This is a genomic window from Methylomicrobium sp. Wu6 (genome assembly GCF_035916875.1).
In the GTDB taxonomy this organism is placed as follows: Bacteria; Pseudomonadota; Gammaproteobacteria; order Methylococcales; family Methylomonadaceae; genus Methylomicrobium.
The window spans coordinates 18,468-35,311 of the sequence record NZ_JAXUHN010000044.1 but is presented as its reverse complement, the minus strand read 5'-3'; the positions used below and the strand labels follow the sequence as shown (position 1 = coordinate 35,311).

17 protein-coding genes are annotated in these 16,844 nt (G+C 55.1%); 10 read left to right on the top strand and 7 right to left on the bottom strand.

The window, feature by feature from the left end; genetic code table 11:
* Positions 1-690: 690 nt before the first annotated feature.
* The gene (locus U2W12_RS03470; protein ID WP_326499276.1) at positions 691-1,455 is read right to left on the bottom strand and encodes a hypothetical protein; all 765 of its coding nucleotides are present in this window, start codon (positions 1,453-1,455) and stop codon (positions 691-693) included.
* A gap of 610 nt (positions 1,456-2,065) precedes the next feature.
* Here U2W12_RS03470 and U2W12_RS03465 point away from each other — a divergent pair.
* Together U2W12_RS03465 and U2W12_RS03460 are read left to right on the top strand one after the other, a co-directional pair.
* Positions 2,066-2,602, top strand: a complete 537-nt coding sequence (locus U2W12_RS03465; protein WP_326499275.1) for a pit accessory protein — start codon at positions 2,066-2,068, stop codon at positions 2,600-2,602.
* A gap of 10 nt (positions 2,603-2,612) precedes the next feature.
* Complete coding sequence (locus tag U2W12_RS03460) at positions 2,613-3,725, top strand: inorganic phosphate transporter (protein WP_326499274.1); 1,113 nt, start codon at positions 2,613-2,615, stop codon at positions 3,723-3,725.
* A gap of 79 nt (positions 3,726-3,804) precedes the next feature.
* Here the strand turns inward: U2W12_RS03460 and U2W12_RS03455 are convergent, their stop codons facing one another.
* The 3 genes from U2W12_RS03455 to msrB all read right to left on the bottom strand — a co-directional run bounded on the left by U2W12_RS03455 (position 3,805) and on the right by msrB (position 6,517).
* Positions 3,805-4,734 carry a hypothetical protein gene (locus U2W12_RS03455; protein WP_326499273.1) on the bottom strand — a complete coding sequence of 310 codons (930 nt, stop codon included), beginning with the start codon at positions 4,732-4,734 and terminating at the stop codon, positions 3,805-3,807.
* Positions 4,735-4,820: 86 nt separating this feature from the next.
* Entirely contained in the window at positions 4,821-6,125 is a 1,305-nt protein-coding gene (locus tag U2W12_RS03450; protein ID WP_326499272.1) for a M18 family aminopeptidase, read from the bottom strand.
* Positions 6,122-6,517 carry a peptide-methionine (R)-S-oxide reductase MsrB gene (gene msrB, locus U2W12_RS03445; protein WP_326499271.1) on the bottom strand — a complete coding sequence of 132 codons (396 nt, stop codon included), beginning with the start codon at positions 6,515-6,517 and terminating at the stop codon, positions 6,122-6,124. Before msrB ends, U2W12_RS03450 begins: the two co-directional genes overlap by 4 nt.
* Positions 6,518-6,665: 148 nt before the next feature.
* Here msrB and U2W12_RS03440 point away from each other — a divergent pair, with 148 nt between their 5' ends.
* The 8 genes from U2W12_RS03440 (at position 6,666) to U2W12_RS03405 (ending at position 13,458) form a co-directional block, all read left to right on the top strand.
* Positions 6,666-7,241 (top strand): DUF2058 domain-containing protein, encoded by a 576-nt coding sequence (locus U2W12_RS03440; RefSeq protein WP_326499270.1) that lies wholly within the window; start codon positions 6,666-6,668, stop codon positions 7,239-7,241.
* Between the two features lie 75 nt (positions 7,242-7,316).
* The gene (locus U2W12_RS03435) at positions 7,317-7,658 is read left to right on the top strand and encodes a DUF2782 domain-containing protein (protein ID WP_326499269.1); all 342 of its coding nucleotides are present in this window, start codon (positions 7,317-7,319) and stop codon (positions 7,656-7,658) included.
* 31 nt (positions 7,659-7,689) lie between these two features.
* Complete coding sequence (locus tag U2W12_RS03430; protein WP_326499268.1) at positions 7,690-7,851, top strand: hypothetical protein; 162 nt, start codon at positions 7,690-7,692, stop codon at positions 7,849-7,851.
* A complete protein-coding gene (gene ggt / locus U2W12_RS03425; RefSeq protein WP_326499267.1) occupies positions 7,844-9,529 on the top strand; it encodes a gamma-glutamyltransferase in 1,686 nt (561 codons plus the stop codon). The genes U2W12_RS03430 and ggt overlap by 8 nt, the downstream gene beginning before the upstream one ends.
* Before the next feature lie 36 nt (positions 9,530-9,565).
* The gene (locus tag U2W12_RS03420) at positions 9,566-10,246 is read left to right on the top strand and encodes a 4'-phosphopantetheinyl transferase superfamily protein (protein WP_326499266.1); all 681 of its coding nucleotides are present in this window, start codon (positions 9,566-9,568) and stop codon (positions 10,244-10,246) included.
* Positions 10,247-10,450: 204 nt separating this feature from the next.
* On the top strand, positions 10,451-10,723 hold the full coding sequence (gene pqqD / locus U2W12_RS03415; RefSeq protein WP_326499265.1) for a pyrroloquinoline quinone biosynthesis peptide chaperone PqqD: 273 nt from the start codon (positions 10,451-10,453) through the stop codon (positions 10,721-10,723).
* Positions 10,701-11,828, top strand: a complete 1,128-nt coding sequence (gene pqqE / locus U2W12_RS03410; protein ID WP_326499264.1) for a pyrroloquinoline quinone biosynthesis protein PqqE — start codon at positions 10,701-10,703, stop codon at positions 11,826-11,828. The genes pqqD and pqqE overlap by 23 nt, the downstream gene beginning before the upstream one ends.
* 28 nt (positions 11,829-11,856) lie before the next feature.
* The gene (locus tag U2W12_RS03405; protein WP_326499263.1) at positions 11,857-13,458 is read left to right on the top strand and encodes a tetratricopeptide repeat protein; all 1,602 of its coding nucleotides are present in this window, start codon (positions 11,857-11,859) and stop codon (positions 13,456-13,458) included.
* A 68-nt stretch (positions 13,459-13,526) separates the two neighbouring features.
* Here U2W12_RS03405 and U2W12_RS03400 read toward each other — a convergent pair whose 3' ends face one another.
* From U2W12_RS03400 to U2W12_RS03390, 3 genes are all read right to left on the bottom strand, one after another.
* Positions 13,527-14,099, bottom strand: coding sequence for a UbiX family flavin prenyltransferase (locus U2W12_RS03400; RefSeq protein WP_326499262.1), 573 nt, complete (start codon positions 14,097-14,099; stop codon positions 13,527-13,529).
* Between the two features lie 9 nt (positions 14,100-14,108).
* Entirely contained in the window at positions 14,109-15,092 is a 984-nt protein-coding gene (gene pip / locus U2W12_RS03395) for a prolyl aminopeptidase (RefSeq protein ID WP_326499261.1), read from the bottom strand.
* 112 nt (positions 15,093-15,204) lie between these two features.
* The gene (locus U2W12_RS03390; RefSeq protein WP_326499260.1) at positions 15,205-16,677 is read right to left on the bottom strand and encodes a helicase HerA-like domain-containing protein; all 1,473 of its coding nucleotides are present in this window, start codon (positions 16,675-16,677) and stop codon (positions 15,205-15,207) included.
* Positions 16,678-16,844: the final 167 nt, after the last annotated feature.

Genomic DNA, 16,844 nt, shown 5'->3' with positions numbered 1-16,844 from the left:
ACTCTACGCGCTCCTGTTGGCTCAACTTAACCACCTTAGCAATACGCCCCATCGATAACTCCTCTGCAATTTTCAGAGGATTATATATCTATCGTATTTTTATACAATTAGACACTAGTATTCGTTTTTTGCCGATTATTTCGTCGGTGGTATTTGGAGTTCATATAACAGCGCCTCTTCCGTACAAACTTCGTAACTGATGTTTACGCATTTGCAATCCGTCGAAAACCAGGCGAACAGATTCCAGGCACGATTTAGCGCACGGTTACGGTCGTTGGTTTATGCTGGCATTGACAGTCATTTCCATCGAAAAACTCCGAATTCGCGAAGTTTATTTGATAAAACCATGCCGGCCGCGCCAACGGCTGAACATTAGGTGTTTAGTCCCACATTTGAGCGATTAGCAATAAGTTCGCAGGTATAGAAGATTGTGCTGATGCCGCGTCTACTGGCACCAGCAAAGGCTAATACAGGCGAACTTTTTGAAAGGCGCTTAACTGGTCAGGATTAACAGTTTTTTCTCTGTCATCTAACATCGGATTATTGGATAACAGTTTTACGCTACCCGATTTTATTCTTAATTGCCATTAAGGTTAGCCCCCTGCGCCTGTTCAGATTTTACATACATGCCCACGTCCCTCCCGAACATGACGGATGGGATAAATATCCCGTCCGGCGGCAAGCCCATCTTTACAGGTCTGCTTTGAATTTTTTTGCCCCAAAAACCGACTTGCCCGCTTTGGCCGAGATATGTTGGTATTTGGCGTAAGCGAGGCCGGCGGAACTGCGCAATTCCTCTTCATTCGCCCCGTTTGCAAAACCTCGCGCCACCGCTTCCAATACATAGGCTTCCGGAGCCATGAAGCTGTGCGTGGTGACTACCGGCTTTGAGCCGGCGGCATGCAAATGTTTGGCAAAAAACATGTCGCTCATGCAGGCCAGGACGACCGCTTGTTTATCGTGCTCGGCATGTTTGGGAAAGTGTTGGACGATGGGCAGGTTCTGCTCGTCCATCAAGCCGTCATGGCCGATGAACACCACCATTTCGCGCGCTGCGGCAGCGGGCGGAGTCGCGGCTTGCCGCATGAAGTCGAGCATCGCCTGATCGATCCGGCTGCCGCGATACGCATCGGCTGTAACGGTGAGTTTGTCTTTCCACGCAAATCGGCAGCGTTCCAGGATCGTGTCGCTAATAGCATTTTCGCAGCCCAGCTTGTGCCAGCCATCGGCCTTGCTCAAAAAAGTTTTCACGCCGTACAGCGCACCCCAATAAAGATTGCTGCGCGGATCGTCGCCATTGCCGATTTTCGCGGAAACCGGCACGATGCCTTGCGAGGCGTTGTCGACCAGGGACACAACGACATGAATATGCGTGTCCGGCGCGGCTGCGGTATAGGACGGCAACACCGTAAAAAACAGCACACTGGATAAAGAAATCGAGCGTAGGGTTATCATGTGTACGAACCCTCCAGAGGGTAAGAAGAATTTATTCAACATATCTTTGTTTCAGGACCCTGGGATGGGCTCGCGCAGCCCAGCGGGGTTATGATTTCACCTAGAGCGTTAGGGAAATGGTACGCGGTGCGCACCCTATCTGATGCGGCATCTTGTAACTTCAGTAACGAGCGGGCGTATCAACACATTGCGTATTCATTAAAGAGAGGGGGCGATAAATTTTGTTGGAGTTGCTCCGCGGCTAAATGTTCCATCTACCATAAAGAAAGCATCGCTTGCCGAATCCGATGCTAGGGATGAAAAGCGCAATATGTCCCTGTAACCTTAAGGTAAGCCAGGCATTGGATCGACTGCAAAGACCGACCCCCAATACCAGAAAACATAATTTAATGTCGGCAAGTTTATTAAGTTCACGGTTAATAATCCCGACTCAAAACTTCTCATATACAGGGAGGATGTTATGCGATAATGCGCGAAAAATTACAAATGCCTTACGGATCATAAATAAGGAAAATACATGTTCTCATTGCAAACCATCTTCGGCAAAGGCGATAAATTCTATGGCCTTCTCGAAGCCAGCGCCGAATCCGCACGTTCGTCGGCCAGGGCGTTGATCGAACTTCTGAGTACGCCGGCATCGCAACAATCCTTGGATAAGTTTAAACAGGCTCGCCGTCGGGAAAAGGATTTATTCGGGCAAATCAGTGAAGAATTAGTCAATACGTTTGTTACCGTCCTCGAACGTGAAGATATTGAAGCCCTTAACGGCGCTCTTTACAAAATCCCCAAAGTCGTCGAAAAGTTCGCGGAGCGTTATACACTCGGCTTGGCGCGTATTGGCGATGTGGATTTTACTAGCCGTGCCGTCATGTTGGAACAGGCCTGCACAGTGTTGGAGCAAATGGTCGGACTGTTGCGTAAGGGAATGGATTTGGATCAAATCAAAAAATTAAACGATCAGTTACAAGCCATTGAAGGCGAAGCTGATCGGCAAATCCTTGAATTGTATAGAGATGTCTATGCCAATGAGTCCGACCCAATCCGTTATCTTTTAAAAATCAATTTGTTTGAAATTCTGGAAAAAGCGATTGACCGCTGCCGAGATGCCGGCAATGTCATCTATCACATCGTTTTAAAAAATTCATAAAAGGCTTGTCATGCTGACTCTGCTCTTGCTTGTCATCCTGGCGGCGCTGGTTTTCGAGTTTATCAACGGGTTCCACGACACCGCGAACTCGATTGCCACGGTGGTTGCCACCAAAGTATTGACGCCAACCCAAGCGGTCATTCTCGCCGCAGCCACCAATCTTGCAGGCGCGTTTTCAGGTACGGCGGTGGCCAAAACCATTTCGTCGGGATTGGTCGATACCGGCATGGTGAATATCACCTCCGAAATACTGATCTGCGCATTGATCGGTGCGATTGTCTGGAACCTGATTACCTGGGCGTTGGGTTTGCCATCCTCTTCCAGCCATGCGTTGATCGGAGGCTTATGCGGCGCAGCGCTTGCAGCAGGAAACAATAATTTCGATGTATTGATTTGGTCAAAAACCGCGGCAGTCTGGACAGAGAATAAAGGCTTGCTGTGGAAGGTCGTGATCCCGATGGTCAGTTCGCCGATCGCCGGTTTTTCCCTGGGTATCGTAATCATGGGTGGCCTGATGGCTATCATCAGCGGTATGAATTCCGTGGGCGGGGCAATGGCGCGCATGGCGCGCCCTAAATGGATCAATACGGTTTTCGGAAAAGCCCAGCTTCTTTCCGCGGGTTATATGGGATTCGCTCACGGCAGCAACGACGCCCAAAAAACCATGGGGATCATCGCCTTGTCGATCTTTACCGCCAACAGTGCAGGTACGCTCGATCAATTGCCTGCCTGGGCCGAATTCTTACGGCCAGACGGGGGAGAAAAAGATATCGATTCCTGGATTATTTTGACTTGCGCGTTGGTCATGGCGTTCGGCACCGCGGTAGGCGGGTGGCGTATTATCAGAACGCTCGGCCACAAAATGGTCAAATTACATCCGATCAACGGTTTTGCGGCTGAAACCAGTTCAGCGACCATTTTGCTGACCGCTGCCCACTTTGGCATGCCGGTTTCCACCACGCATAGCATTTCAACAGCGATCATGGGCGTAGGTTTTGCGAAGAATCCTCACGCACTGAAACTTTCCGTCATTGAGCGGATCGTTTGGGCCTGGATTTTCACGATTCCAGCTGCGGGCGGTTTAGCCTGGGCTATGGTAAGTTTGTTGTTGCATTTCCATTAGCGGAGGATATATTCGTATATCAATTGCGAATTTGGCGTGGGTACGGAACGGCACGTCCCCACCCGATTGAAGCTACGCATCATTTCTGCCCAAGATTTTTAATAATTTCCTTCAAAGGCACAAGATTCATCGTCATTCGGAACAAAACTTCGTTATTCTCCAACAGGCCGTAGCAATGATACGTTCTTAGTCTTATGTTGGTATGGTTCAGCGTGTTTTCGGCGGATTCCGGGATTTGTTTGACCAGAATATGCAAGCTGTCGTTATTCCGCAGATAGCCTAAATAAACCCGGTCGATCGATATTTCATGCGAGGTATAAACCATCGGGTTCAGTTTGAAGTCATGATTTTCCAACTGCGCTTTTTCGAGCAGGGCGCCGGAGGCCAGGCTACAGGGAAATATCTCAGGATAATGCGCAATGTGTGCCAACTCGTCAAAATAATCGGATTGCTCCGCCAGCGACCCGGACAGAAAGTTTTTCACCGAACCGTTATTCATGTATTTGCGCTTCAAAAAATAATCGGTGTCGGGAACGATCGTGCGGTCCGGAATTTCGCCCAGGTTGGGCAGGTTATCCAGTTTAGTGTCGGCCAAAAAGAGCGGCGACGGCGTTTCCTTTTTAAATCCCAGCAACATGGTTTTGCCCTCGGATTTCAGCGCGATGCGATTGGTCAGCGTCAGGTTGGGAATGGTATTGATCAGCGTCTTTTTGATTTCCAGATAAACAGGCGTGCGCGGGCGGACGGCGTTGATGAAGGTGATCTGGTAATTGCTGAAACGTAGTCGGTTTTCGGCAATGACTTTGTCTTCGTGGTGTATTTCCCGGTACAGGCGCATTTGGTACTCGATCAATGTATTGAGCTGAAAACCCAGCACGATCGGGCCTTTGAATGGGTTATGAGTAATTTGCAGCCATTTATGCTTATCATGAAACAAATTGAAGTCATCGGATGCGTTGCGCGCAACTTCGATATGAATTTGGTCGAAAATGAAGGGTTGGTTGTTCAAGATTCAGGCTCGGTATAGGATTCTTCCGCGAGGGATGAGGTGAATGACCCGTCCCGCGTGGACTGCAAGGTTCGCGATCTGCGGCATTAGGCCATAAAAAACCGCTTCAGCACCCGTATCATATAATCATGATCCAGCACGCCGGCGCTTTCGCGGATGCTGTGCATCGCCCACATCGGGCAGCCGATATCGACACTGCGGATACCGAGCTTCGCCGAGGCGATCGGCCCGATCGTGCTGCCGCAGGGCAGGTCAGAGCGGTGCGAGTAGCGTTGATAGGGAACGCCGGCGTCTTCGCACCATCGGATGAAGCGCGCGATCGAAATGCTTTCGGAACTGTAGCGGCGGCTCGCATTGGCTTTGATCACCGGGCCTTTGTTCACGAAGACTTTGTGATCCGCATCATAGGCGGAAGGGAAGTTGGGTTGATAGGCATGCGCCATGTCTGCGCTGATCAAAAAGCTCTGGGCTAGCGCGCGCTGAGTGTCCTCGCGGTCCGAAGACGTCGCAATGCTGATTCGTTCCAATACATCGGTTAAAAAACTGCCGGCCGCGCCGATGTGGCTTTCGCTGCCGACCTCTTCGTGGTCGAAGAACGCACAGGCCAGCGTACTTTCGGCATGGCTGAGAACAGTATCGTCGAGCAGGGCTTGCAGCCCGGCATGACAGGAGGCCAGATTATCGATCTGGCTGTTGGCGTAAAATTCCTGATTCGCGCCCCAGAACGCGCCTTTCTGGGTGTCGTAAACCGCCAAGTCCCAGGACAGCACTTGCGAAACGCCGATGCCTGCCCCTTGCTCCAATAGTGTCAGAAAATAAGGTTGCGGCAGCTGTTCGCCGGTCAATTGCGCGAGCAGCAGCGGCAGTTCGTTCTGTTTGTGCAGTTTCAGGCCGTCTTCGTTGACGCCCCGATTCATATGAATCGCGAGATTCGGCAGACGCAATAGCGGCCGCTCGAAGCGCACCAGTTTGTGCGCGAGGCGCTCCCTATCATCGACATAACTGATCCGTCCGGCCAGGCTCAGGTCGCGGTCGGTAAACGTGGCGAGTATCGGTCCGCCGTAGATCTCGACGCCGAGCCGGGCAAGCCCATCGCTGGCGGTCGCGGTATGCGGGCGGATCCGTAATCCCGGCGAGTCAGTATGCGCGCCGACAATCTTGAACCCCGATTCGGAGGGCATTTTGTGTCCCAACACGAACAGTACGATCGAGGAATCATCGCGGATTACATAATAGCGCCCGCCCGGTTGCAAATGCCATTTGGCGGTTTCGTCGAGTCTGACAAACTGAAATGCCTTGCTCGCTGTTTCGATCGAGGCGACGGCATGCCAGGGGCTCGGACTCTTGTCGATGAAGTCCAGTAAATGCTGCGCGTGTTGTCTGGCGGTCATGATTTTTCTTGTAAATCCAGAGAAGCGGAATTGATACAGTAACGCAGTCCGGTTGGTTTCGGTCCGTCCGGAAACACATGGCCCAGATGCGCGCCGCACGATTTGCAGGTCACTTCGACCCGGCGCATGCCGTGGCTGTTGTCGGCATGTTCGACGATGCTTTCTGCGGATAAAACGTCCCAAAAGCTCGGCCAGCCCGAGCCCGAGTCATATTTGGTGTCGGAATCGAACAGCGGATTGCCGCAGCAGACGCAGCGATAGATGCCCGGCGTCTTGCAGTCCGCGTACTTGCCGGTAAACGGCGGTTCGGTGGCTTTCAGTCGGCAGATCGCGAATTGATCCGGCGTCAGTTTGTCGCGCCATTGCTCGTCGTTATCTTTATGCTCACTCATGGTAGGTCTCCAGTGCCTTGATTGAGCCCATTGTACCCGCGCGAGGGCGCATCGCAAAACACGGAGGCAGAGTCGGAAAATATCGCTTATTGACGCGGATCAGGAACCTTTATAATTGCGCCTCGACGATGTCATTTGGATTGTAGGTATGAGTCAAAAAAAATTATCGCTGCAGGAGCAATTGTTGAAGTCCGGCCTCGTGACGACCGCGCAGGCCAGGACCGCAAAATCCGACAAACATAAACAGGTTCAGCAGCAGCGCCATAACAATGCTCAGGTCGTTGACGAGGCCAAGCGCATGATGCAGCAGGCGCTAGCCGAAAAAGTCGAGCGCGACAAGGAGCTGAATCGGCTCAAACAGGAACAGGAAGAACGGAAACAGGTCGCCGCGCAAGTCCGGCAATTGATCGAAAGCCACCGTATCGCGATAGACGAGAGCGCGATCGAGGAATTTGACGACAGCCAGGCGTATCATTTTACCGATCAGAACAAGGTCAAAAAGCTGTTCGTGCCGAAAGCGATGCGTGATCAGATCAGCGCCGGCCGATTGGCGATCGTCAGGCTGCGCAAGCGCTACGAAGTGGTGCCGGTCGATATTGCCGCAAAAATCCGCGAGCGCGATCCGTCCAGTGTGATTGTGTGGAACGAGGACGCTGCCCAAACCGTTCAAGACAAGGATGATCCGTATGCGCAATACCAGATTCCCGATGATTTGATGTGGTGATGCGGGCAATTTATTTGCAGCGCATTTGTCTGAACGATTAAGATAAGCCACCTATTGATTTTGGAAGCAGCCGCCATGCGCCGATTTTTACTCTTATTGTGTTTTGCATTGCCGGCCCATGCGGTGGATGAAAAGCCTCCCCGGTTGGAAGAAGCGCCCGAGGAGGCGCCCGAGCCGCCGATGCCGGTGCAGAGCGGCGAAACAATGGAGCCCGACATTACGATCATCCGTAAGGGCAAGAATACGATCCAGGAATACCGGCAAGGCGGCCGGCTTTATATGATCAAGGTAACTCCGGACATCGGTCCGCCGTATTACTTCATCGACTCGGACGGCGACGGCAAGATGGACGTGCAGGGCAATGACGGCGATCGGGGCAGCCAAATCAACATGTGGAAGATCTTGGAGTGGGATTAGTCCCGCCAGATGCCATGCTTGGCGGCAAGCGATGAGCCTCAGAATAAAGCTGTTGATCGTATTGGTTCTGCTGACCGTTATCGGCATCGGTCCGATGCCGGTGACTAGTGTGGTTGGTATCTATATCGTACTGTTTCGGCCGGCCTGGTTCAAACGGATGGTGTTGAATCTTTATGACGAGCCGGATGCCTGAGGTGAAACGGCTGATATGCCTGTGCGCCGCGTTGCTGTTCGTGCTGCCGGCGAACGCGCCGGCCGAACAAAATTTGCACCAGGCCGCGATCGCCAGCGCACATCCGTTGGCGACGCGCGCGGGCTTCGAAATCCTCAAAAAAGGCGGTAATGTGTTCGATGCGGCCGTGGCGGTCAGCGCGGCGTTGGCGGTGGTCGAGCCCTCCGGTTCCGGTTTGGGCGGCGGCGGATATTGGCTGCTGCACCGGGCCGACGACGGTTTCGAAACGATGATCGACGGCCGGGAGAAAGCGCCGTTCGCTGCGCGCAGGAACATGTTTCTGGACGGTCGAGACAAGGCGATTCCGAAGTTATCGGTCGACGGCGCGCTGGCCGCCGCGATACCCGGCATGCCGGCCGCACTGGTGCATCTGTCCGAACGTTACGGACGCCTGCCGTTGGCGGAATCGCTCGCGCCGGCGATTCGCTACGCCGAAAACGGTTTCGCGGTCGGCCATAAATTCCTGAAGTTACTCAAGACGCGGCAGCAGGCCGTCAGACGCTTTGCGTCATCATCCCGCATCTTTCTGCCGAAAGGCAAACCGCCGGAGCTTTTTTCGATTTTGCGCCAGCCGGATTTGGCCAACACGCTCAAACAAATCGCCAAATCGGGCCGAGATGGTTTTTATCGCGGCGATGTGGCGGCAAAGTTTGTTAAAAGTGTCAGAGAAGCCGGCGGCATTTGGACCGGCGAGGACCTGGAATCCTACCGTGCCGTCGAACGCCGTCCGCTCAAAGGCGATTATCGCGGCATCAAGATCACTAGTTCCGCGCCGTCCTCGTCAGGCGGCATTGTGCTGATCGAGGCGTTGAACGTGTTGTCCGGCTATGATTTGAAACCGGCGGACGATACGGCTCGAAAACACCTGATCGTCGAGGCGATGCGTCGCGCCTATCACGACCGCGCTTTGTATCTCGGCGATCCCGATTATGTCGCTGTTCCGGCCGAGCGCTTGACGAACGCCGATTATGCGGCCGGATTGCGTAGTTCGATCCGTTTCGACAAGGCATTGCCGAGCGTAATGCTGGCTGGGGAAACCGAGCTAGAACCGGAAGCCGCGAACACGACCCATTTCTCGATTATCGACCGGGAAGGCAATCGCGTCGCGGCGACCTTGAGCATCAATTTTCCGTTCGGCTCCGGTTTCGTTGCGGACGGCACCGGCGTGTTGCTGAACGATGAAATGGACGATTTCGCGAGCAGCGCGGGCGAGGGCAACGGCTATGGTTTGGTCGGCGGCGCGGCGAATGCAATTGCGCCGGGCAAACGGATGCTGTCGAGCATGACGCCGACTTTTCTCGAAAACGAGCGCGGCGTCGCGGTGCTCGGAACGCCGGGCGGCAGCCGGATCACCTCGATGGTGCTGCTGGCGGCGCTCGACTATGCGGAGGGGCATGAGCCTGCTTCGTGGGTCAAGGTGCCTCGCTTTCATCATCAATATCTGCCGGATGCGATTCAGTATGAGCCGGGCGCGCTAAGCGAGGCCGAAATCGCAGGCCTTGCCGCAAAAGGACATCGATTAATGAGCCTGCCTGAACGCTACGGCGACATGCAGGCGGTTCTCTGGAACAAAAAGACGCGCGAGTTGAGCGCCGGCAGTGATCCGCGCGGCGAGGGGCTCGCTCTCGTTGGGCCGTAGTGTGGGCGCGCTGCAACAGGGGGCGCCGTATCGAAAATGGCTTCGCATACACTGAATATCCGATTCGGCAGGCTCGCAGGGCTTCCGTCCGAATTGCCTTATTTCTGGGATCTGCTCGATAGCGACGAGCGAAACCGCGCGCAGGGCATTAAAAAATCGCTGAAGCAAGCGCAGTATATCGAGACGCATGGGCGGCTGCGGATCATGTTGGGCGATGCGGTCGATGCCGCGCCGGAGCGACTGCAATTCGGCAAAAATGAACACGGCAAGCCTTATCTGGCCGATTATCCGGATGTCGCGTTTAATCTGTCGCATACGTCCGACCGGATCGCCGTGGTGTTGAGCCGAAGATGCAGGGTCGGCATCGATATCGAGTCGTGTAAACCCAGAACCAATCTGGCCGCGCTGGCGGCTAAATGCTTCGGCGCGGAAGAAAAATCGTATTGGCTGGCATTGCCAGAAACAGAGCAATTGCCGTCTTTTTACCGTTTCTGGACGCGCAAGGAAGCCTTCGTGAAGGCGGTCGGACAAGGCATCAATCTGGGGCTGCAAAACTGCGTGATCGACCCGTCCCATCCCGAGCGGATGCTCGGCGTGCCTCCATCTTGCGGCCTTGCCGATGAGTGGTCGCTGTATGATCTTGAGCCGAGCGACGGCTTCTGCGGGGCGGTTGCGGTCGATGGGACGATCGATGCGGTTAGCATCGGAACGTTTTAATTTCGGCCGAGTCCGGGTACTGTTTTTAATCATCGCCCCATCGAATCATTTGACATTTTTGGCCCGGTCAGTATGCTTCCTTTTCCAGCGGCATCGAATGATGGCCTGAACTGGATTACCATCTCAGCATCGAAAGCATGCTGGCGGCGGATCAAAAAAAGAACGCCGCCTAACTTACCAAATAGACAGGCGCACACACTGCCAATGAGTATCAACCCCGACCAACCGATCAAAATTTCTCCTATGTTCCGCCTGCAATGGGAAGAAGCCCAGCAAAAATTCGTGATCCTTTATCCCGAAGGCATGGTCGAATTGAATCAAAGTTCGGCCGAAATCCTGAAACTGTGCGACGGCGCGCATAACCTCGGCCAGATCGTCGGCGAATTGGAACGGAAGTTCCAGACCTCGGGTCTGACCAACGACATCACCGCTTTTCTCGACATCGCGCTCAAAAATGGCTGGATTCAACAACATTAAGATTACCCCGCCGCGCTGGTTGCTGGCGGAACTGACTTACGCCTGTCCTTTACAGTGCCCGTATTGCTCGAATCCCATAGATTACAGCAAATATCCGTCCGAGTTGACCACCGAGGACTGGAAGCGAGTGCTCAGCGAGGCGCGCAAGATGGGCGCGGTGCAGCTCGGTTTCTCCGGCGGCGAGCCATTGACCCGCAAGGATCTGGTCGAACTGGTCCAACATGCTCGAGGACTGGGTTATTATTCGAACCTGATCACCTCGGGCTACGGCATGACCGAGGACAAGATCATCCAGTTGAAGGAAGCCGGGCTCGATCATATTCAGGTCAGCATTCAGGCCAGCACGCAGGAGTTGAACGACCATATCGCCGGCACGGCATCGTTTCGGCATAAACGGGAAGTCGCGCATTTGGTCAAGAAACACGGTTATCCGATGGTGCTCTGTGTGGTGATCCACCGCGAGAATATTCATCAGATGCCAGAAATCCTGGCGATGGCCGATGAGCTCGGCGCGGATTATCTGGAACTCGCGAATACGCAATATTACGGCTGGGCGCATGTGAACCGCGATTTGCTGATGCCGACGAAAGAACAGTTCGAAGAGGCCGAGGCGATCGCGCAGGGGTTCAAGGAAAAGGTCGCGGGCAAGATGAAAATCTACTATGTGGTGCCCGATTATTACGAAGACCGTCCGAAAGCCTGTATGAACGGCTGGGGTACGACCTTCCTGACCATCGCGCCGGACGGCATGGCCTTGCCTTGTCACGCGGCGCGCGAGCTGCCGGGGCTCGACTGCCCGAACGTGAAGGACTTCGGCGTCGAAGAAATCTGGAACGAGTCGAAAGCGTTCAACTTCTTCCGCGGCGACGACTGGATGAAGGAACCGTGCCGCAGTTGCGATGAAAAAGCAAAAGACCACGGCGGCTGCCGCTGCCAGGCCTATCTGTTGGCCGGCGACATGTATGCGGCCGATCCGGTGTGCAGCAAGTCGCCGGAGCATCATTTGATCGAGGAAGCGATCGCTTCGGCCAGGACGGCTGCCTTGTCTGCGCAGGAAAAACCGTTGATCTTCCGCAACAGCAAGAACTCGCGGCAGTTGAGCTGATTTTTGGCTCCTCATAAAGCAGATTTCTGTGAAAAACCAAGCGAAAGCTCCAAAACAGCCGCAACCCTCCGAATTGCAGGCGCTGCATCAGCTTTACCAGAGCGGCCGTTTGCAGCAAGCCGAAGCCCAGGCGCAGTTGTTGCTCGGCTCTTATCCGAAAGCGCCGGTGCTCTACAACATCATCGGACTTTGCCAGCAAGGACAAGGGAGGCTTCGCGAAGCGGCGGCCAGTTTCCGGAAGCTCCTGGCGATCGATCCGAACATTGCCGAAATCCATTTCAACCTGGGCGTGCTGCAGACGCAGCTGAACGATCAGAAGGCGGCGGTCGCCTGTTACCGGAAGGCCTTGCAACTGAAGCCGTCGTTGCCCTCCGCGCATTTCAATCTGGGCGCGCTGTTGCAGGGGCAGGGATTTTTGAAGGAGGCGGCGCAGCACTACCAGAAGGCGGTCGATCTGGAACCGCGTTTTTTCGAGGCGCTCGGCAATCTCGGCTCCGTGCTGCAATTGCAAGGGCGGCTCGAAGAAGCCGAGCGATGCTACCGCAAGGCGCTGGCAATCCATGCCGATGCGCGCGGCCGTTTCAATCTCGGAACGGTCTTGTACGGACTGGGGCGGCATCAGGATGCGGTCCTGGAGTTTCGGGAAGCGGTCAAGCTCGATCCCGATTTTGCCGATGCTTGGAACTCGCTTGGCGAAACCTTGCGCGACCGCGGCGAGATGGAAGAGGCGGTGCGCTGCTATGAACGGGCGCTGGCGGCAGAGCCTCAGCATGGCCGCGCGCAATACAACCTCGGCGAGACGCTCTGCCTCGCCGGCCGTCTACATGACGCGATTCCCTATTTCGAAGCCTCCGACTTTGCCGACAGCAAGGAGCGGGTACTGCAATGCCTGTACAAAACCGGGCAATTCGAGCCGTTCAAACAGCGTTTCGATCAACTCACGGCCCAGTCCAAGCATCATTCGGTGCTGCTCGGCGCGCTGGCGACACACTATGCGACCAACTTCGGCCAGCAAAATGCCTATCAATTCTGCAAAGAGCCGATGGACTATGTGCTGCATACGCGCATCGACGAGTTGGCCGCGCCCGATAGCCTGCTGTTGCATGAACTTTTGCGGGACATCCGGCATCTTGCGATCGCCGAAAGAAAGCAGGGAAGGCTGTATTACGGCATGCAGTCCGCCGGCAATTTATTGCTGAGATCGGAGCCGTCTTTCCAGAAGCTGGCGGCGCTGATTCGCCAAAAGGTTGCGGAATACCGGCAACATTTTGCCGGCAGCCGCGAGGAAATCATCAAGGCCTTCCCGCGCAAGATCGAGTTTACCAGTTCCTGGTATTTAAGGATGAAGCAGGGCGGCTATCTGACATCGCACATCCACGAGGAAGGCTGGATCAGCGGCTGCGTTTATCTGAAGCTGCCCGAAAAGAGCAACGGGCACGAAGGCAGTTTTGCCTACAGCACCGACGGCGACGATTATCCACGGCTGCATGAGGATTTCCCGAGCCGAATCGTCGATCAAGACGTTGGCGATCTGGTGTTGTTTCCTTCCTCGCTATTTCATCGGACGATTCCGTTTCATTCGGATCAGGAGCGGGTCTGCGTGGCGTTCGACGTGAAGCCCGCTGCGTAGGGCACGCATTGCGCGCCTTCGAAGTCTCGACCTGCCGGAAAGTTTTGGAAAGGTGCGCGGTGCGCACCCTACAATCCTTCCCAGGGCGTGTATAGTCCTTCGACATTGAGGCCGAATAGGTCGAGTACCCGCCCGACGGTTTCATCGACCATCGCGGCCAAGGAATCGGATTTACTGTAAAAAGCCGGCATCGGTGGAAAAATGATGCCGCCCATTTCGGTGACCGTCCCCATGTTGCGGATATGCATCAGATTCAGCGGCGTTTCGCGCGGCATGATCACCAAGCGGCGCCGTTCTTTCAGCACCACGTCGGCGGAGCGCGAGATCAGATTGTCGCCGAAACCATGAGCGACTGCGGCAAGGGTTTTCATCGAACACGGCGCGATGACCATGCCTTCGGTCTTGAAGCCGCCGCTCGCAATGCTGGCGGCAATGTCGTTGATGCCGTGCGTAACATCGGCCAATCGATACAAATCGGCGCGCTTCATGTCCAGTTCGTGCTTCAGATTTACCACGCCGGCGTCGGATATGATCAGGTGGCTTTCCCACTCGGGCTGCGACTGCAGATGTTGCAGCATCCTGACGCCATAAACCGCGCCGGTCGCGCCGGTCATCGCAATGATCAAGCGTTTTTTCCGCATCCGATTTCTCTAGTGACTCGCTAACTGCGAAACAGCCACGCCGGGATGAGCCAGTCGCCGGGCAAAGCGGTCGGTCGCGGATACCAGAGCGTCGATCATGTCGTCGCTCTGAGCGATGTGGCCTGCGTTCGGCAGTACGATCATGTCAGCCTCGGGCAGCGCGTGTTGTAGGCTGAACGCGGCTTCGATCGGGCAGACCAAATCGTTGCGGCCGTGAATGATCACGGTCGGAATGGCGAGCAGTTGTTTGCAATTGTCCAGAATCTGGTTTTCTTCGATGAAATAGCTGTGTTCCGCATAATGCAACTCCATCGCGGCCTGCTGAACCATTTGCTCGCTGACATGGATATTTTCGTCCGCCTGAAAAGCGTTGCCGAGCGCTATCTGTCCGCCCCAGGCCGACCATTCGCGCGCGACCCGGCGCTGGGCAATCTCGTTGCCGCCGCCGATCGCATTACAAAGTCCCTGGAGTAGATTGACTCGGTCGCGCGATGGAATACTTTCGTATAGACGTCGCCATTGTTCGGGATAGATGCGTCCCGCGCCGTTTTTTAAAAACCAGTCCATATCCATTTTTCGGGCCAGAAATACGCCGCGCAGGATCATCCCGAGCACCCGGCCATGATGCTGCTGGGCATACAAAAGCGCCAGCGCGGCGCCCCAGGAGCCGCCGAACAACAGCCAATCACTGATATTCAGACGTTTGCGGATGCGCTCCATATCGTCGATCAGATCCTGCGTCGTGTTGTTCGCGATTTCGCCGAACGGCCGTGACAGGCCGCAGCCGCGCTGGTCGAACAGAATGATGCGGTACCTTTCGGGATCGAAAAAACGCCGGTGATCTGGCTTGGTGCCGGAACACGGACCGCCGTGCAGGAAGATTACCGGAATGCCCTCCGGATTGCCGCTTTCCTCGACGTAAACCGAATGCCGGGTGCCGGTCTCAAGATAAAAAATTTGGTTGGGGGTGATCTCTGGATAAAGTGTTTTCATGCGTTAAGCGGCTTTGAATTCCTTTCGCGTAGATTATACGTATTGCGTACTTTTTTAATGTCTTCTGGAGTATGGACCCGAGATGAGGATACGTCAATTGCTCCTGTTCGCGTCAACGCCGCCCGCCCAACAAAGACCCCAACACCCCGCGCACGATTTGTCGTCCGACTTGACTACCGATGCTGCGCGCGGCGCTTTTGAGCAGTGCTTCGGTCGCGGTTTCGCGGCTGCGGGTTTGACGAGGGGAGCTTGAATCTTTCCGGGCGACCTTGGACTGAATGTCCTCGAGGTCAGCCGCGCTGGCCAATTGGGCTTTTTGCTTGAGCAATTCGTAAGCGGATTCGCGGTCGACTGCCTGGTCGTATCGGCCTTTAAACGGCGAGCGGTTGAGCATGTCCTGGCGCTGTGCGTCGGTCAACGGCCCGATTTGCGATTCCGGCGGACGAATGAAGACGCGTTCAACCGGCGTCGGGCTGCCGTCTTCATTGAGCACCGAAACCAACGCCTCGCCCTTCTTCAGTTCCAGAATCGCGGCTTCGGTATCGAGGGACGGATTGGCGCGGAAGGTTCCCGCGACGCTCTTCACGACCGCCTGGTCTTTCGGCGTGAACGCCCGGAGCGCATGCTGGATTTTGAGCCCGAGCTGGCCGAGAATGTCTTCCGGAACATCGAGCGGACTTTGGCTGATGAAATACACGCCGACGCCTTTCGAACGGATCAGGCGGACGATCTGTTCGATCTTGTCGGTCAGCGCTTTCGGCGCCTGCTCGAACATTAGATGCGCCTCGTCGAAAAACAGTACCAGCTTCGGCCGGTCGGCGTCGCCGGCTTCGGGCAGGTTTTCGTACAGTTCGGCGAGCAGCCAGAGCAAGAAGGTCGCATACAGGCGCGGCGACTTGGTCGTCAATTCGGTCGCGTCCAGAAGGCTGATCACGCCGTTGCCGGAGAAGTCGATTTTCATGATGTCTTCGAGATTCAGCGCTGGCTCGCCGAAGAAATTTTCGGCGCCCTGATGTTCGAGCACCAGGAGTTGCCGCTGGATCGCGCCGAGGCTTGAGGACGCGATCGTGCCATATTCGGCCTGCAGTTCCTTCGCATGCTCGCCCATCCAGGTCAGTAGCGCGCGCAGGTCTTTCAAGTCGAGCAGCAGTAGGCCGTTGTCGTCGGCGATTTTAAAACAACTGTAGAGCACGCCGCTTTGCGTGTCGTTCAGTTCCAAAAGATTGCTCAGCAACAGCGGCCCGATGTCGGCGATCGTGGTGCGCACTGGATGGCCGCTTTTGCCGAACACGTCCCAGAGCACGGTCGGATTGGCGCGCGGCTGGAAGGAGGTCATGCCCGTTTGTCGCACGCGCTCGCTGATATTGTCATTGGCCTGACCGGGATTGGCGATGCCGGACAGATCGCCCTTGATGTCGGCCAGAAACACCGGCACCCCGATTTTCGAAAAACCTTCGGCCAAGACTTGCAAGGTTACGGTCTTGCCGGTGCCGGTCGCGCCGGAAATCATGCCGTGCCGGTTGCCCATCGCGGCATTCAATAAGACCTTGACGCCACTCTGTCCGCCGATAAATAATTCCTGCATGGTGAGGCCTGCTGAAGAGTCATGAGTGAGTGCATCGTAGCACAGCCCAATCTTGCAAGAAAGCAGCTCTTCCTCTATAACTATCGTTACTGTCGGCCCGGTTGAACCTCATCCGGGCAGGATGCATCCATACCATCATCAGGGAAACGATGATTCCGCGCTATCGG

Bases quoted from the DNA above. Each gene is read 5' to 3' on its own strand.
- pqqE (WP_326499264.1), top strand. From the start codon at position 10,701: ATGGCTGGATTCAACAACATTAAGATTACCCCGCCGCGCTGGTTGCTG.
- U2W12_RS03390 (WP_326499260.1), bottom strand. From the start codon at position 16,677: ATGCAGGAATTATTTATCGGCGGACAGAGTGGCGTCAAGGTCTTATTG.
- ggt (WP_326499267.1), top strand. From the start codon at position 7,844: ATGCCTGAGGTGAAACGGCTGATATGCCTGTGCGCCGCGTTGCTGTTC.
- U2W12_RS03440 (WP_326499270.1), top strand. From the start codon at position 6,666: ATGAGTCAAAAAAAATTATCGCTGCAGGAGCAATTGTTGAAGTCCGGC.
- msrB (WP_326499271.1), bottom strand. From the start codon at position 6,517: ATGAGTGAGCATAAAGATAACGACGAGCAATGGCGCGACAAACTGACG.
- U2W12_RS03420 (WP_326499266.1), top strand. From the start codon at position 9,566: ATGGCTTCGCATACACTGAATATCCGATTCGGCAGGCTCGCAGGGCTT.
- U2W12_RS03460 (WP_326499274.1), top strand. From the start codon at position 2,613: ATGCTGACTCTGCTCTTGCTTGTCATCCTGGCGGCGCTGGTTTTCGAG.
- U2W12_RS03400 (WP_326499262.1), bottom strand. From the start codon at position 14,099: ATGCGGAAAAAACGCTTGATCATTGCGATGACCGGCGCGACCGGCGCG.
- U2W12_RS03450 (WP_326499272.1), bottom strand. From the start codon at position 6,125: ATGACCGCCAGACAACACGCGCAGCATTTACTGGACTTCATCGACAAG.
- pqqD (WP_326499265.1), top strand. From the start codon at position 10,451: ATGAGTATCAACCCCGACCAACCGATCAAAATTTCTCCTATGTTCCGC.
- U2W12_RS03435 (WP_326499269.1), top strand. From the start codon at position 7,317: ATGCGCCGATTTTTACTCTTATTGTGTTTTGCATTGCCGGCCCATGCG.
- U2W12_RS03430 (WP_326499268.1), top strand. From the start codon at position 7,690: ATGAGCCTCAGAATAAAGCTGTTGATCGTATTGGTTCTGCTGACCGTT.
- U2W12_RS03470 (WP_326499276.1), bottom strand. From the start codon at position 1,455: ATGATAACCCTACGCTCGATTTCTTTATCCAGTGTGCTGTTTTTTACG.
- pip (WP_326499261.1), bottom strand. From the start codon at position 15,092: ATGAAAACACTTTATCCAGAGATCACCCCCAACCAAATTTTTTATCTT.